Here is a 16053-nt window from a genome sequence, read left to right on the forward strand (position 1 = left end):
AAAGGGCCGGGGAAAGTCTCCCCGGCCCAATTCTGTCACCTTATCCCGGTACTTCCCGCAGGTAGCCGTCCCCCCTTCCCTTGCGGAAGGGGGGGACTGGAATAGCTTTATTGTCGCAACCGACTGTTGCTACTGCTTCCCTTCCTCGCCGAAGCTGAGCGCCGCGAGCTTGGTGTAGTAATCGAAGCGGTCCGCCGCCCAGGCGCTCGCTTTCTGCATCAGCTGCTCGGCCGCCTCGGGATTCATCTTCCTGAGCACCTTGTAGCGGTTTTCGCCCCCAGCGTACTCTTCGAAGCTGGTGGTGGGAGCCTTGCTGTCCAGCTGTAGCGGGTTCTTGCCCTGCGCGGCCAGGGCCGGGTTGTAGCGGTACAGCGGCCAATAGCCCGAAGAAACCGCCTTTTTCTGCTCGTCCACGCCGCGGGTCATGTCGATACCGTGCGCGATGCAATGCGCGTAGGCGACGATCAGCGACGGGCCGTCGTGGGCCTCGGCCTCGATGAAGGCCTTGACCACCTGGCCCGGGTTGGCCAGCGACACCGCCGCCACGTAGACGTGGCCATAGGCCATGGCCATCATGCCCAGGTCCTTCTTGGCCATGGACTTGCCGCCTGCGGCGAACTGGGCCACCGCACCGATCGGGGTCGACTTGGAGGCCTGCCCGCCGGTGTTGGAGTAGACCTCGGTGTCGAGCACCAGGATGTTCACGTTCTTGCCCGAGGCGATGACGTGGTCCAGGCCGCCGTAGCCGATGTCGTAGGCCCAGCCGTCGCCACCGACGCACCAGACCGACTTCTTGACTAGGTAGTCCGCGATGGGGAGCAGCTGCGCCGCAGCCTCCTCGTCACAGTTAGGCAGTGCCTCCTTGAGCTTGGCCACCCGTTCCCGCTGGGCCTCGATACCGGCCTGCCCGGACTGGTCCGCGTCGAGGATCTCGCGCATCAGCGGAGCGATGGACGTGCAGCCGCCGCAGCCGCAACCGGCCAGCTGCTCCAGAAGTTCCGTTGCCGCCTGGTGGAACTTGTCCACCGCGAGGCGCATGCCGTAGCCGAACTCTGCATTGTCCTCGAAAAGCGAGTTGGACCAGGCCGGTCCGCGCCCGTCGGCGCGCTTCGCCCACGGCGTGGTGGGGAGGTTGCCGCCGTAGATCGAGGTGCAGCCGGTGGCGTTGGCGATGAGAGCGCGATCCCCGAAGAGCTGGGAGAGGAGCTTCAGGTACGGCGTCTCACCGCAGCCGGCGCAGGCGCCCGAGTATTCGAACAGGGGGCGCACCAGCTGGCTGCCGCGCAGGGTGTCCAGCTTGACCAGCGCCGGGTCGAGATCGGGCAGCCCCAGGAAGAAGTGGTAGTTGGCCGCCTCGGCGGCGCGCAGCGGCGGCTGGAACTGCATGTCCAGCGCCTTGTGCCCCGGGTTCTCCTTGTCCTTGGCCGGACAGTTGTGGGCGCAGGCGCCGCAGCCGGTGCAGTCCTCGGGGGCGACCTGGAAGGTGACCTTGTGTTCCTTCAGCTCGGCGATCTTGGAGTCGGCGCACTTAAACCCCGCCGGTGCGCCGGCCAGAGCGTCGGCCGGGTAAGCCTTGACCCGGATGGCGGCGTGCGGGCAGACGAAGGAGCAGATGGCGCACTGGATGCAGAGCTTTTCGTCCCAGACCGGGATCTCCACCGCGATGTTACGCTTCTCGTACTGCGAGGTCGCGGTCGGGAAGGTGCCGTCGATGGGCATGGCGGAGACAGGGAGGTCGTCACCGAAACCGGCTATGATGCGCCCGGTAACCTCCTTCACGAAGTGCGGCGCGCCCGCCCCTACCGGCGGCGGCATGGTGATCGAGCTCCCCGGTGTGGCGGGGACAGCCACCTCGTGGATGTGCACCAGCGCCTGGTCAACGGCGGCGTTGTTCATGGCCACCACCTTCTCGCCTGCCTTGCCGTAGCTCTTCTTGATGGCTCCCTTGATCTCGGCGATGGCGCTCTCCAGCGGGATGATGCCGGAGATCTTGAAGAAGGCGGTCTGCATGATCACGTTGATGCGGGCGCCCAGACCAAGCTCCTCGGCGAGCTTGATGGCGTTGATGGTGTAGACCTTGAGCCGCTTGTCGATGATCTGCTTTTGCACCTCGACCGGCATCTTGTCCCAGACCTCCTGGTGGTCGAACGGGGAGCAGAGCAGGAAGGTGGCGCCCGGCTTCGCCTTGCCCAGCATGTCGTACTTCTCCAGGAAGGTGAAGTTGTGGCAGGCGACGAAGTCGGCGTTGTCGATCAGGTAGGGCGCGTTGATCGGCTTCTTGCCGAAGCGCAGGTGCGAGGTAGTGATGGTCCCGGCCTTCTTGGAGTCGTAGACGAAGTAGGCCTGGGCGTAGTTGTCGGTCGCCTCGCCGATGATCTTGATGGAGTTCTTGTTGGCGCCCACAGTACCGTCGGAGCCCAGGCCGAAGAACATCGCCTCGTAGGTCCCCTCCATCGCGGTCCGGAAGGAGCTGTCGTAGTCGAGGCTCGCGCCGGTGACGTCGTCCTTGATGCCGACCGCGAAGTTGCTCTTCGGCTGGTTCTCATTCAGGTTGTCGAAGACCGCCTTGACCATGGCCGGGGTGAACTCCTTGGAGCCCAGGCCATAGCGGCCGCCGACGATGACCGGGTAGCCGACGAAGTTGCTGAGGCCGGCCGCCATCCCCTCGCCGATGGCTGTGCGCACGTCGAGGTAGAGCGGCTCGCCCAGGGCACCCGGTTCCTTGGTGCGGTCCAGCACCGCAATGCGGCGCACCGTGGCGGGGAGCGCCTTGACGAACGCCTCCAGCGGGAAGGGACGGTACAGGTGGATCTTCACCACCCCCACCTTCTCACCCTGCGCGTTCAGGGTCGCCACGGTTTCCTGCACCGTATCGGCGCCGGAGCCCATAATCACGATCACCCGCTCGGCGTCTGGTGCGCCGGCATACTCGACCACGCTGTACTTGCGCCCGGTAAGCGCCGCGAACTTCTCCATCTCCTTCTCGACGATGCCGATGGTGGCCGGGTAGAAGCGGTTCACCGTCTCGCGCCCCTGGAAGTAGACGTCCGGGTTCTGGGCGCTGCCGCGGAGCACCGGGCGGTCCGGAGTGAGGCAGCGGGCGCGGTGTGCGTTGACCAGTTCGTTGTCGATCATGGCGCGCATGTCGTCATATGAGAGCGCTTCCACCTTCTGCACCTCGTGCGAGGTACGGAAGCCGTCGAAGAAGTGCAGGAACGGGATGCGCGAGCGCAGGGTGGCCGCCTGGGAGATCAGGGCGAAGTCCATCACCTCCTGCACGTTGTTGGAGCAGAGCATGGCCCAGCCGGTGGCGCGGCAGGACATGACGTCGGAATGGTCGCCGAAGATGGAAAGCGCCTGGGTGGCGATGGCGCGCGCCGAGACGTGGAACACCGTGGAGGTCAATTCACCGGCGATCTTGTACATGTTGGGGATCATCAGCAAAAGCCCCTGGCTCGCCGTGAAGGTGGTGGTCAGCGCCCCCGCCTGCAGCGCGCCGTGCACCGCACCGGCGGCGCCCCCCTCGGACTGCAGCTCGGAGACCAGCGGCACCGTGCCCCAGATGTTTTTCTCCCCCGCCGCGCTCTTCGCGTCCGAGATCTCCCCCATCACCGACGACGGGGTGATCGGGTAGATAGCAATCACCTCGTTGGTAGCGTGGGCCACGTGCGCTGCCGCGGTGTTGCCGTCTATGGTTACCATTTTTCTGCTCATGCTCTCGCTCCTCTTTACGTAATGCAGTAAATGCTGTTGCGGCGGCCGGCTAGGGCGCGCTCTGCCAGGGGACCATGTCCTGCAAGGCCTCCCGCATGAGGTCGGACACCTTCATGTTGACCTCTTTGGATATCTTCTCGATGGTCTCGCGCTCCTCGCGGCTCACCCGCACCGAGAGGACGTGATAGCGTGCATTATCTTTCTTTTTCATGTCGATCTCCGCCGCCACCTCCCGTGGCGCTCTATATCTCTATTTCGGTTGGTACACCTTGAGTAGCGCCTGCGCCATCTCGGCGGGGGTCGCCGCGACGCTGATGCCACACTCCTTCAACACCGCCACCTTCTCGGTCGCGGTCCCCTTGCCGCCGGAGATGATGGCGCCGGCGTGCCCCATCCTCTTGCCCGGGGGGGCGGTTACACCTGCAATGTAGGCCGCCACCGGCTTGGTCATGTTCTCCTTGACGAAGCGGGCGGCCTCCTCCTCGGCGCTGCCGCCGATCTCGCCGATCATGATCACCGCCTCGGTGTCCGGGTCCTCTTCGAACAGGCGCAGGCAGTCGATATGGCTGGTGCCGTTGACAGGGTCGCCGCCGATGCCGACGCAGGTTGACTGCCCGAGGCCGATGCAGGTGAGCTGCCAGACCGCCTCGTAGGTGAGCGTGCCGGAGCGGGAAACGACGCCGATCTTGCCGGGCTTATGGATGTAGCCGGGCATGATGCCGATCTTGCACTCGCCGGGGGTGATCACGCCGGGGCAGTTGGGGCCGACCAAGCGGGTCTTTTTCCCCACCAGGTACTGCTTCACCTTGACCATGTCGAGCACCGGGATCCCCTCAGTGATGCAGCAGACCAGCTCAATGCCGGCATCGACCGCCTCCATGATGGAGTCGGCGGCGAACGGCGGCGGCACGTAGATGACGCTCGCAGTGGCGCCGGTGGCATGAACCGCCTCGGCAACGGTATCCCAGACAGGGAAGCCGTCGATAACCGTCCCCCCCTTGCCCGGAGTCACCCCCCCCACCATCTGCGTGCCGTAGTCGCGGGCGCCCTGCGCGTGGAACAGGCCGGTCGCGCCGGTGATCCCCTGCGTGATGACCTTGGTCTCCTTGCCTATCAATATGCTCATGGCGTCCCCCCCTATGCGGCGGCCGCGACGGCGGCCACGATTTTCTGCGCTCCGTCGGCCATGCCGTCGGCGGCTACTATGTTGAGGCCGCTCTCGGCCAGAAGCTTCTTGCCCAGTTCCACGTTGGTCCCCTCGAGGCGCACCACCAGCGGCACTTGGATGCCGACCTGGCGCGCCGCCTCGATGACCCCGGTGGCGATCACGTCGCACTTCATGATGCCGCCGAAGATGTTGACCAGGATCCCCTTCACGTTCTTGTCCGAGAGGATGATCTTGAACGCCTCGGTAACGCGTTCGATGGTGGCCCCGCCGCCGACGTCGAGGAAGTTGGCCGGGTCGCCGCCGTAGTGCTTGATGATGTCCATGGTGGCCATGGCGAGGCCGGCACCGTTGACCAGGCAGCCGATGTTGCCGTGGAGCGAGATGTAGGAGAGGTCGTGCTGGGAGGCCTCGATCTCGTTGGGGTCCTCCTCGTCGAAGTCGCGCATGTCACCGATCTGCAGGTGACGGAACAGGGCGTTGTCGTCGAAGCCGAACTTGGCGTCCAGGGCAATCAGCTCCCCCTCGGCCGTGACCACCAGCGGGTTGATCTCCAAGAGAGAACAGTCGCAGGCGATGAAGGTGGCGTAGAGGTTGGTAAGGACCTTGACCGCCTTGTTGGTCAACTTTCCTTTGAGGCCCAGGGCAAAAGCGATCTTGCGGCACTGGAACTGGGTGAGCCCGACCAAAGGATCCACAGCCTCGGTGACGATCTTCTCCGGAGTGTTGGCCGCCACCTCTTCGATGTCCATGCCACCCTCGGTAGAGGCCATCACCGTGACGCGCGAGGTGCCGCGGTCGACCAGCAGGCTCACGTAGAGTTCGTTGGCGATGTTGCAGCCGTTCTCCACCAGCACCCGGTGCACCACCTTCCCTTCCGGCCCGGTCTGGTGCGTCCTCAGGGTCATGCCCAGCATGTCGCGGGCAATCATCTGCACTTCGCTCGAGGTCTTGGCCAGCTTGACGCCGCCCCCCTTGCCGCGACCGCCGGCGTGGATCTGCGCCTTCACCACCCAGGGGCCCTCGCCCAGACGCTTGGCCCATTCCCTGGCGCTGGCGCCGTTGTAGCAGACGTGGCCGTCGGGGACCGGCACGCCGAATTTTCTCAGGATCGCTTTTGCCTGGTACTCGTGGACGTTCATATTCCCTCCTTGAAGCCTTTGTTTTATTGAACCTGTCGAGAGAGCAACATTAACCAGTTCTTGTTTTATTTTGGTCGTTTTTCGGGGGTCAACGTCGCACCACACTCATATACTCCCATGATATAATTTTGGCAAACACTTTTATAATACTTTGGCAAAAAAATTGGTAAGACCAGAATTGTGTAATCAGACGCACCAAGACATGTTCTAAACTCCCGAACAATTTCAATCGAACGAATGTTTGAATAATAAGACTTTACGTTGACTTTATTGCAGATTAGGCGGGCCGGAGCCGGCGAGGAAATCGCAGTAGAACACATCTGGCAACGTTATTTGGTTACATTGTAATACAGGCATATTCGGAAGCGGGGTGAGGAGCAAACGACAAAACTCAAAAATAAAACACGCTGTAGACGAAACTGCTTCTTAGCACAAAAAAATCCCCCATCCCACCTCCGGAGAAGGGAACGGGGGACGTAGCGACGAAGCGGCGGCTACGGGTTTTGCGCGTCCACGACAGCGATGGCGGCCATGTTGACGATGTCGTTGACGTCGTCGCCGCGCTGCAGCACGTGCACCGGCTTGTTCATCCCCATGAGGATGGGGCCGATAGATTCGGCGCCGCCGAGACGGCGCAGCAGCTTATAGCAGATGTTACCAGAGTTGAGATCCGGGAAGATGAGCACGTTAGCCGGGGTCTTCAGCTTCGAGAAGGTGAAGCCGTCAAGCAGTTCCGGCACCACGGCTGTGTCCGCCTGCATCTCCCCCTCAACGACAAGGTGCGGGGCCCGCTCCTTGACCAGCTCCACGGCACGCCTCACTTTGCTTGCCTGCGGATGCTCCACAGAGCCGAAATTGGAGAAGGAGAGCATGGCGATCCTGGGCTCCACGTCGAGCATGGCCACCTTCTCGGCGGCGAGGATGGCGGTTTCCGCCAGTTCCTCAGCGGTCGGATCGATGGTGACCGTGGTGTCGGCCAGGAAATAGACTCCCTTCTTGAACACCATCATGTACAGGCCGTGCACGCTGGAAAGCCCCGCCTGCTTGCCGAGCACCTCTAGCGCAGGGCGGATGGTCTCGGGATAGTGAGTATCGATGCCGCCCAACAGGGCGTCGGCATGTCCCTTGTGCACCATCATGGTACCGAAGTGGGTGCGGGACTTGCGGCGCATGATGCGGCTGGCCTCGGAGCTGGTTATTCCCTTTCTCTGGCGCAGACGGTACAGCTCCTGCGCGTATTCCTCGGTGTGCTCGCTCTCGGTTGGGTCAACGATGGGCACCTCGAGGTCGAGGTTCAGGTCGTCCATCTTCTGCTGGATCTTCTTCCGATCCCCCACCAGGATCGGCTGGGCAATCCCCTCTTCCACGATGATCTGGGCGGCGCGCAGGATCTTCTCGTTGTCACCTTCGGGGAAGACCACCTTCTTCGGGTCGCTCTTCGCCTTGTTGATGATGGTGCGCATGATCTCCTTGGAGCGCCCCTGCGAGCACTCCAACTGCTCGATGTACTTAGCCATATCCTCGATAGGCTGGCGCGCCACACCGGTTTCCATGGCCGCCTGGGCAATGGCCGGTGCCACGTGCAAGAGGACGCGCGGGTCAAACGGCTTCGGGATGATGTAGTTCGGGCCGAAAGAGAACTTCTCGTTGCCGTAGGCCTTGGAGACGGAGTCGGGCACCTCCTCACGGGCAAGCTTCGCCAGCGCGTGCACCGCGGCAAGCTTCATCTCCTCGTTGATGGCGGTCGCGCGTACGTCCAGCGCGCCCCGGAAGATGAAGGGGAAGCCGAGCACGTTGTTGACCTGGTTCGGGTAGTCGGAACGACCGGTGGCCATGATCACATCGCCGCGCACCGCGTGCGCCTCCTCGGGCGTGATTTCCGGGTCAGGGTTCGCCATGGCGAAGATGATCGGGTTGGGCGCCATGGAGCGCACCATCTCCGGGGTGAAGGCTCCCTTGGCGGAAAGGCCGAAGAGGATGTCGGCGCCGTTGGCCGCCTCCTCCAGAGTGCGGAAGGGAGTGTCCGCCGCGAAGAGTTCCTTGTACTTGTTCATCCCCTCGGTGCGCCCCTTGTAGATGACCCCCTTGGTGTCGCACATGATCATGTTGTTAGGCTTGACGCCGAGGGCGATGGCGAGTTTCGCGCAGGAGTTGGCCGAGGCGCCGGCACCGTTGACCACGATCCGGATATCCTCGATCTTCTTACCCACGAGCTGCAGCGCGTTTAAGAGCGCCGCCGAGCAGATGATGGCGGTGCCGTGCTGGTCGTCGTGAAAGACCGGGATGTTCATGGTCTTTTTCAGTTCTTCCTCGATGTAGAAGCACTCCGGCGCCTTGATGTCCTCGAGGTTGATGCCGCCAAAGGTCGGCTCGAGGAGCTGGCACGCCTTGATGATCTCGTCCGGGTTCTCGGTGCCGAGCTCGATGTCGAAGACGTCGATGTCGGCGAAGCGCTTGAAGAGGACCCCTTTACCCTCCATGACCGGCTTGCCGGCCAGTGCGCCCAGGTTGCCCAGGCCCAGCACTGCGGTGCCGTTGGATACGACGGCCACCAGGTTCCCCTTGGCGGTGTACTTGTAGGCGTCGTCGGGGTTCTGCTGGATGGCGAGACAAGGCTCGGCGACACCCGGAGAGTAGGCAAGCGACAGGTCTGCCGCGGTCTGGCACGGTTTGGTGGCGATGACTTCGATCTTCCCTTTCCTACCGTTGGAGTGGTAGTCGAGGGCTCCCAATTTCTTGCTCATCTATCTATTCCTCCTCTTTCCGCCGATTTTAGGTTGAAAAAAAGAGGGCAGCAGCAACGGCGGTGCTAGCCCTCTCTCGCAAAGCCCCTCGCGGGGCGAAATGTAGCGGGGGGCGGACCGGCCGCCCCCCCACGCACGAAACTATGCCTCTTCCGGCTCCGGCTCCAGCAGCCCCATCTCGGGCTCTTCCTCGATTTCCTGGTGGTTGAGCACGCGGTTCATGCGCTCCTGATCGAGCTCGTTCTCCCAGCGGGAGACGACCACAGTGGCGACGCCGTTGCCGACCAGGTTGGTCAGGGCGCGCGCCTCGGACATGAAGCGGTCGATGCCGAGGATGAGCGCCAGGCCTGCCACCGGGATGGTCGGGATGGCGGCGAAGGTCGCGGCGAGGGTCACGAAGCCGCTGCCGGTAACGCCGGCGGCACCCTTGGAGGTCAGCATCAGCACACCCAGGATGGTGATGGTCTGGGTCATGGTGAGCGGGGTGTTGGTGGCCTGCGCCACGAAGATGGCGGCCATGGTCAGGTAGATGGAGGTGCCGTCCAGGTTGAAAGAGTAGCCGGTCGGGATGACCAGGCCGACCACGGACTTGGTGCAGCCCAGGTTCTCGAGCTTCGCCATCATGCGCGGCAGGGCCGACTCGGAGGAGGAGGTCCCCAGAACGATCAGGAGCTCTTCCTTGATGTAGGAGATGAACTTGAAGATGTTGAAGCCGCAGATCTTACCGATGGTGCCCAGCACCACGAAGATGAAGAGCAGGCAGGTGAGGTAGAAGCTCCCCATCAGCATGCCTAGCTTGGCCAGAGAGCCAAGGCCGAACTTGCCGATCGTGAAGGCCATGGCGCCGAAAGCACCGATGGGGGCGAATTTCATGATCAGGTTGACCACGCCGAACAGCGCGTGGGAGACGTCATCGATGAACTTGTAGATCGGCTTCCCCCGCTCGCCCAGGGCGGCGAGGGCCAGGCCGAAGAAGATGGCGAAGAAGAGTACCTGGAGGATTTCACCCTTGGCAAAAGCATCGACGACACTGTTGGGGATGATGCTCAGGGCGAAGTCGGCGAAGCTGTGCGACTTGGCGGCGGTGGCGGTGTAGGTGGCGAGCCCCTTGGTGTCCAGCTTGGTGACGTCGGCGTTCATGCCGACACCCGGCTGGATGACGTTGATCACCAGCAGACCGATGCCCAGTGCCAGGGTAGAGACCACCTCGAAGTAGAGCAGCGCCTTACCGCCGACACGTCCCACCTTCTTCATATCGTCCATGCCAGCGATGCCGGTAACCACGGTACAGAAGATAACCGGGGTGATGATCATCTTGATCATCTTGATGAAGCCGTCGCCCAAGGGCTTCATGGCGGCTCCGGTATCGGGCAGGTAGTAGCCCAGCGCGACACCGATCGATATCGCCAGCAACACCTGGAAGTACAGAACCTGGTAGAACTTCTTCGTTTTCATGGTCTCTCCTTTTGAGTGGTTCTCGTGAACCTCGATTATAGATCCGACAAAGGCGCAAGCCGATAACACTGTTTGACACTCCATATCAGCAAGAGAGGTACCAAGTGATCGTATACGGATGCAAGTGACCGTTTTTGCATCAGAAAATAATGTTTTACGATTAAGAGAGACCTGGAAAGGTATTAACCAAAGGAAACATCTTTGTTGTTGCAATGGGGAAAGTGTCTACAATTGCGCCGATTGCGGCCGCTTAACCATGGTTAAGGAGTTAACCAAAGTTAAGACCATTGGCCTCCTGGCGAGGGGTAAGGCGCGAGAAAGGCACCTTTTGTCGGAAACGGAGAGGAAAAAAAATGCGGCGACAGCGGCGAAGAGCGAGGGAACTCTTCGCCGCTTTGGCTACTTGCGCGACATCTTGAGACGCTTGTTGAGTGCTGGCGCGGAAATGCCCAGAAGCCGCGCCGCTATGGCCTGCACGCCATTGGCGCGGCTGATCGCCTCCTCCACCAGCAGCTCCGCTGCTTCCACGAAGGTGGGGAGCCTCTCGAAAGCAGCAAACGGGTTTTGAGTTTGGGAAGCTAGTGGCGCCGCGTCCCGACTTTGCCCGATCGCCTTCAGGAAGCTGTCCATGGAAAGGATGCGTTCCTTGTGCAGGCTGACCGCGTTGTAGACCATGCCGCGCAGTTCGCGCACATTGCCGGGGAAGCTGTAAGTGGCCAACACCTGGGCCAGTTCCTTAGGCGGGGTGGGCTTCTTCTTCCCCAGCGACTTGGCCGCCTCGTTCAGGAAGTAGTCGAGCAGGAGGGGAATGTCCCCCACCCTCTCTCGCAGCGGCGGGATGTTGATGCGGTGGGTGCAGAGACGGTAGTACAGGTCGCGCCGGAACTGGCCGGCGGCCTCGCGGGCGGCCAGGTCGCGGTGGGTGGCCACCACGATGCGCGCGTTCATGCGCTTGGGACGGTCCCCCCCCAGCGGGAAATATTCCCCCTCCTGGAGCAGGCGCAAAAGCTTCACCTGCGAGGCGATGCTCAGGTCCCCGATCTCGTCCAGAAACAGCGTCCCGTTGCCGGCCTGTTCTATCATGCCGGGGCGGGCCTGATCGGCGCCGGTATAGGCGCCGCGCACGTGGCCGAAGAGCGTGTCGGCGAACACCGTGTCGTCGAGGCCGGCCACGTTGACAGCCACCAGCGGTCCAGAACAGCCGCTCAGGGTGTGCACCGCGCGCGCCACCAGTTCCTTGCCCACGCCGCTCTCGCCGGTGACCAAAAGAGGCTGGTGACTCGGGGAGACCGCCTCCACGTAGTTGAACAGATCGTGCATGCGCGGGTCGGCGGTGACGATGTCCACGAAAGCCTCGGGGTGCTTCAGCTCGCGCGACAGCATCCGGTCCGACATGGTGCGAAACTCCTGCTGCAGTTCCAAGATGCGCACGGCACGCAGCACCCCGCTCACCAGGCGGTCCTCCTCGTCGGTCTTGACGATGTAGTCGAAGGCGCCCAGCTTCATGCAGCGCACCGCCGTTTCCAGCTGGTTCATGCCGCTCACGATGATGGCCATGATCCCGGGGTGGCTCTCTCCGATCTGTTGCAACAGCGTCTCACCGCAGGGCTGCGGCATGGTGAGGTCCAGGAGCACCAGGCCGATGCCGCCCTGGTCGAGGATCCCCATCACCTCGCGGCTTTCCTGGCAGGTGACGATGTTGTTGATCCCGGCGCAACTCTTGAGCGTGAGCGCGAACGACTTGAGCCAGGCGGGCTCGTCGTCGACGAGAAGGATGCCGAAGCCGGGGTAGAGGGTTTTTTTCATGATGCCGAACTCCTGTCGGGGACGGGGAAGGAAAGGGTCACCGTGGTGCCTGCCCCCGGGGTGGACTGGAACTGCAGCGAGCCGCCGTGATCCTCGATGATGCCGGCGGAAACGGAGAGGCCGAGGCCGGTGCCGCCGCTGTCGCGCTTGGTGGTGAAGAAGGGATCGAGCAGGTACGGCAGGTGCTCCTGCGCCACCCCCACCCCCTGGTCGGTGACCTGGAGCTGCACCTGTCCCCGATCCTCGTCATAGCTGGTGCCGACGAACACCCCGCACTCGCGGTTGGGCAGCGCCTGGCAGGCGTTGAGGACCAGGTTGACGATGACCTGCTCGATGCGCTGACCGTTGCCCAGGATCTGCGGCAGGGAACCATGCAAGGCGGTCTGGAAATGGTTGGTGGAGGAGCGGATGGTGGGATCGACCAGCCTAAGGGCCGTCCTGGCCACCGCGTCCAGGTCGACGAGCGACTTCTGCCCCATGTCCTTGCGGGCAAAATCCTTCAGATCGTTGACGATGCGCTTGATGCGCTGGGCGCCGTCCTGCATCTCGTCCAGGATACGCGGGATCTCTTCGCGCATCTCCGAGTAGGGCACCCCGCCCAGCATGAAGTCGCCGCGCTCACGGTAATGCTCCTCCAGGATCTCTTCCGCGTCGTCATGCACCCGCTTCAGCACCGGGATGTCCAAAAGGAGCAGACCATTGGGGTTGTTGATCTCGTGCGCCACGCCGGAGACCAGGGTTCCCAGCGAGGTCATCTTGTCGGCCTGGATCAGCTTGTCCTGGTGACGTTTCAACTCCTCCAGGGCCTTGTTGCGTTCGGCGACCTCCTGGGCCAGCGCCGTGGTCCGTTCCGCCACGCGCTTGTGCAGGGTCTTGGACCAGAGCGCAATCGCCGCCAGCACGATGAGCAGCGGGGCCAGGATCATCGCGCCGTACTTGAGGGCGAGTTCCCGGGTCACCCTGGGGGGATCGTTGACGCCCAACCAGCGGTTGTAGATCTGGGCGTACTGGCCGGTCTTGATGACGATGGCGAGCCCCTCGTTGAAGCGGGCCAGCAGTTCCTTGTCGCCGCGCTCCACCGCGTAGCAGTACTGTTCGCTCACCACCGCTTTCGCCACCGGCACCAGGTTGGACAGGCGCAGCTCGCGGATCAGGTAGATGCCGGGCAGTTGCGCCACCACCGCATAGTCCCCCTTCCCGGAAGCGAGCAACCGCAGCGCCTCGGCCGGCGTCGGGGTGAGCACCAGGTCCTTCTCAAAACCCATCTGCTTCAGGCGCTCGTGCATGATACCGGCTTGAAAGACCAGTACCTTCTTGCCGCGCAGTTCCTCCAGGCTCTTGACCGGTTTGGTGTCGCGCCGGGCGAATATGGCGTGGTGCACGATGGTGTGCGGCGGCGAGAATTCGACCGTGTTCAGGCGCTGCGCCGAATAGGAGAGCCCCTGCAGGATGTCGATGCTGCCGTTTTGCAGCCCGGCGCGCATCTCGGACCAGTTGCCGAAGACGAAGCGGACCTTCATCCCCATCACCTCGGCGATGGCGCGGGTCAAGTCAACGTTGTAGCCGGCTGGGTTGCCGTCCTTGTCGATGAATTCGTAGGGGGGATAGGCGCGGTCGCCGCCGACCACCACAGTGGCCGAGGTAGCCTGGTGCACCGGCTCGGGGATAAAATCGGCGCGCACGTAAAGGCACAGCGGGACCAGCAGCAGGAAAAAGACCAGGAGGGTTGTGCCGGGAAGAGCCTGGGTAAGGCGGAGAAACCTTGTGCCGAAGGATTGCTTTTTGCCTGTCAAGGCGCGGTGGACCACTGCTCCGTCCTTAAAGCTGGGATGTGGGCGTGCCGGCTGCCGGCCGGCAACGGGAAAGCCCATCACACTATCGCACGCATGAAGCACACAAGTCAATGAAGCTCATGAGAGCGGGGGCTGAATGAGAGGGGGACTGACTCCGCAGGTGCCAGTCCCCCTTGTGCCAGTCAGAGGTAAAGGGGACAGGCATCAGCCAGTCCCCTTTACAGTCGCGCCGCTACCAGTTCGGCTAGGTCGCGCGCCGCGAGATTCCCTTCCAGTCCGCCGGTCTTGATGCCGTCCTCGAACATGGTAAGGCAGAACGGGCAGTTGGAGACCAGCATCGGGGCATGCGTCTCTCCGGCCATCTGGACCCGCGCCGCGCTGATGCGGGTGCCCACCTTCTCCTCCGCAAGGATGCGCCCCCCTCCCCCGCCGCAGCAAAAACTCTCCATGCGGTTGCGGTCCATCTCCGCGATGTTGCCCCCCAGTCGCTGCAGTATCTCGCGCGGCGGCTCGAAGATGTCGGCGTAACGGCCGATGTAGCAGGAGTCGTGGTAGGTGCAGTCGAATGCATCGCCGGGGTTCAGCTTGAGGCGCCCCTCGTCCACCAGCTCGGCCAGGAAGGTGGTGTAGTGACGCACCGGAACATCCAGGCCGAGTTCGCGGTAGTCACGCGCCAGCGTGTTGAAGCAGTGCGGGCAGGTGGTGACGATGCTCTGCACGCCGTACCCCTTGATGCGCTCGATGTTCTCCTGGGCCATGGTCTGGTACAGGTACTCGTTACCCAGCTTGCGCGGCGGCTCGCCGCAGCACTTCTCCTCTTTGCCCAGGATACCGAGCCGGATGCCGGCCGCGGAGCAGATCTTGGCGAAGGCCTTGGCGACTTCCTTGTTCCTGCGGTCGAAGGAGGCGTAGCAGCCGACGAAGTACATCACGTCGAAGGGCTCACCGCTCTCAAGGGTGACCACATCCAGCCCCTCGGCCCAGGCGCCGCGCTCGGCCCAGGCGAGCCCGAAGGGGTTGCCGTTCACCTCGTAGTTGCCCATGGCCGTGCGCACCTCGTCGCCGGGGAACTTCCCCTCCATGAGCGCCAGGTTGCGGCGCATTTCAAGGATCTTGTTGACGTGCTCGATGTCGACCGGGCAGATCTCCTGGCAGGCGCGGCAGGTGGTGCAGTCCCAGAGCACCTCCTCGGTGACGTAGCGGCACAGGTCCCCCTGCGGCTCGTTGAGCGCCATCTCCCCCACCTGCTGCACCACCCGCATCGGCGAGAGTGGCTTTTCGGTGTTCCAGGCCGGACAGCGGTCCTGACAGCGCTTGCAGAGGGTGCAGGCGTCGGCGTCGTAGATGTCCTTCCAGGCCAGATCAGTGACCTTGGCAGTACCGTACTGCTCCGCGCCCTCGTCCTCGAGGTCGATGGTGGTGATGGCCCCCTTGGGGCGCAGATCGGTGAACAGGTAATTGGCCGGATCGGTAAAGAGGTGCCGGAGTTTGGTGAAGGGGATAGCGACGATGAAGGCCATGGCCAGGAAGAAGTGCCCCCACCACAGAGCCTTGTGCGTCAGGGAGATGGTGGTGAAGTCCATCCCCGCGAACAGGGGGGTGAGCAGCAGCCCGCCGGGGGAGAGCCGGGCCAGCTCCGGGTTCTGATGCACCTCGGTGGCGGCCATCCGGAGCGCCTCCACCACGAAACCGGTGACCAGGATGGTGAACAGGAGCGCGTGGGCCAGGTAGTCGTCCCTCTTGGTGGGGAGCGCCGGGGGGCGGACCAGGAAACGGCGAACGAACAGCCCGCCCAGCATGAGGATGGCGATGATGCCGGCCAGGTCAAGGGTGAGGGAATAGCCTTTGTAGAAGGTCCCCTTGAGAAAGGTCCACCCCGCGAGCGGCGCGGTGAAGTCGACTTGCAGCATGATGAGCAGCGTGCCGATGAAGAGGAGCAGAAAGCCCCAGAAAAAGAATGCGTGCAGCGTGCCCGGAACCTGGACCCGGAGCACCTTGGCTTGGGTCAGCGCGCCGCGCACCATGAGTTTCAGGCGCAGCGACAACTGGTCCAGCCGCTCTAGCGTTTTTCCCTGCCGGTACAGCGGCAGCCGCGACCGGAATCCCCAGGCACACCCTCCCACGGCGAGGAAGGCGAACAGGTACATGACCCAGATGAGGCCATGGTTGACGTTCCAGTAGATCTCGCGTGTCGCTTCCATACGGCACCTCTGCAGTTGCGGAATTGGCAAACT

9 protein-coding genes are annotated in these 16053 nt (G+C 63.0%); all 9 read right to left on the minus strand.

Annotated features, from left to right (window positions below):
- Nucleotides 1-129: 129 nt before the first annotated feature.
- The 9 genes from nifJ to K7R21_RS10605 all read right to left on the minus strand — a co-directional run bounded on the left by nifJ (nt 130) and on the right by K7R21_RS10605 (nt 16020).
- Nucleotides 130-3714, minus strand: a complete 3585-nt coding sequence (gene nifJ, locus K7R21_RS10565) for a pyruvate:ferredoxin (flavodoxin) oxidoreductase (protein ID WP_224983212.1) — start codon at nt 3712-3714, stop codon at nt 130-132.
- A gap of 49 nt (nt 3715-3763) precedes the next feature.
- Nucleotides 3764-3925, minus strand: a complete 162-nt coding sequence (locus tag K7R21_RS10570; RefSeq protein ID WP_224960374.1) for a DUF6290 family protein — start codon at nt 3923-3925, stop codon at nt 3764-3766.
- A gap of 39 nt (nt 3926-3964) precedes the next feature.
- Nucleotides 3965-4840: a succinate--CoA ligase subunit alpha gene (sucD, locus tag K7R21_RS10575; RefSeq protein WP_224983213.1), complete on the minus strand. Its 876-nt coding sequence runs from the start codon at nt 4838-4840 to the stop codon at nt 3965-3967.
- Nucleotides 4841-4851: 11 nt separating this feature from the next.
- The gene (gene sucC / locus K7R21_RS10580) at nt 4852-6048 is read right to left on the minus strand and encodes an ADP-forming succinate--CoA ligase subunit beta (RefSeq protein WP_404813646.1); all 1197 of its coding nucleotides are present in this window, start codon (nt 6046-6048) and stop codon (nt 4852-4854) included.
- Nucleotides 6049-6515: 467 nt separating this feature from the next.
- Nucleotides 6516-8765, minus strand: coding sequence for an NADP-dependent malic enzyme (locus K7R21_RS10585; RefSeq protein ID WP_224983215.1), 2250 nt, complete (start codon nt 8763-8765; stop codon nt 6516-6518).
- Between the two features lie 141 nt (nt 8766-8906).
- Nucleotides 8907-10220 carry a dicarboxylate/amino acid:cation symporter gene (locus tag K7R21_RS10590; protein WP_224983216.1) on the minus strand — a complete coding sequence of 438 codons (1314 nt, stop codon included), beginning with the start codon at nt 10218-10220 and terminating at the stop codon, nt 8907-8909.
- A gap of 399 nt (nt 10221-10619) precedes the next feature.
- Nucleotides 10620-12026: a sigma-54-dependent transcriptional regulator gene (locus K7R21_RS10595; RefSeq protein WP_224983217.1), complete on the minus strand. Its 1407-nt coding sequence runs from the start codon at nt 12024-12026 to the stop codon at nt 10620-10622.
- Nucleotides 12023-13834, minus strand: coding sequence for a transporter substrate-binding domain-containing protein (locus K7R21_RS10600; RefSeq protein ID WP_224983218.1), 1812 nt, complete (start codon nt 13832-13834; stop codon nt 12023-12025). The genes K7R21_RS10595 and K7R21_RS10600 overlap by 4 nt, the downstream gene beginning before the upstream one ends.
- Nucleotides 13835-14037: 203 nt before the next feature.
- Nucleotides 14038-16020 (minus strand): heterodisulfide reductase-related iron-sulfur binding cluster, encoded by a 1983-nt coding sequence (locus K7R21_RS10605; protein ID WP_224983219.1) that lies wholly within the window; start codon nt 16018-16020, stop codon nt 14038-14040.
- Nucleotides 16021-16053: the final 33 nt, after the last annotated feature.

Source organism: Geomonas agri (assembly GCF_020179605.1).
Lineage (GTDB): Bacteria > Desulfobacterota > Desulfuromonadia > Geobacterales > Geobacteraceae > Geomonas > Geomonas agri.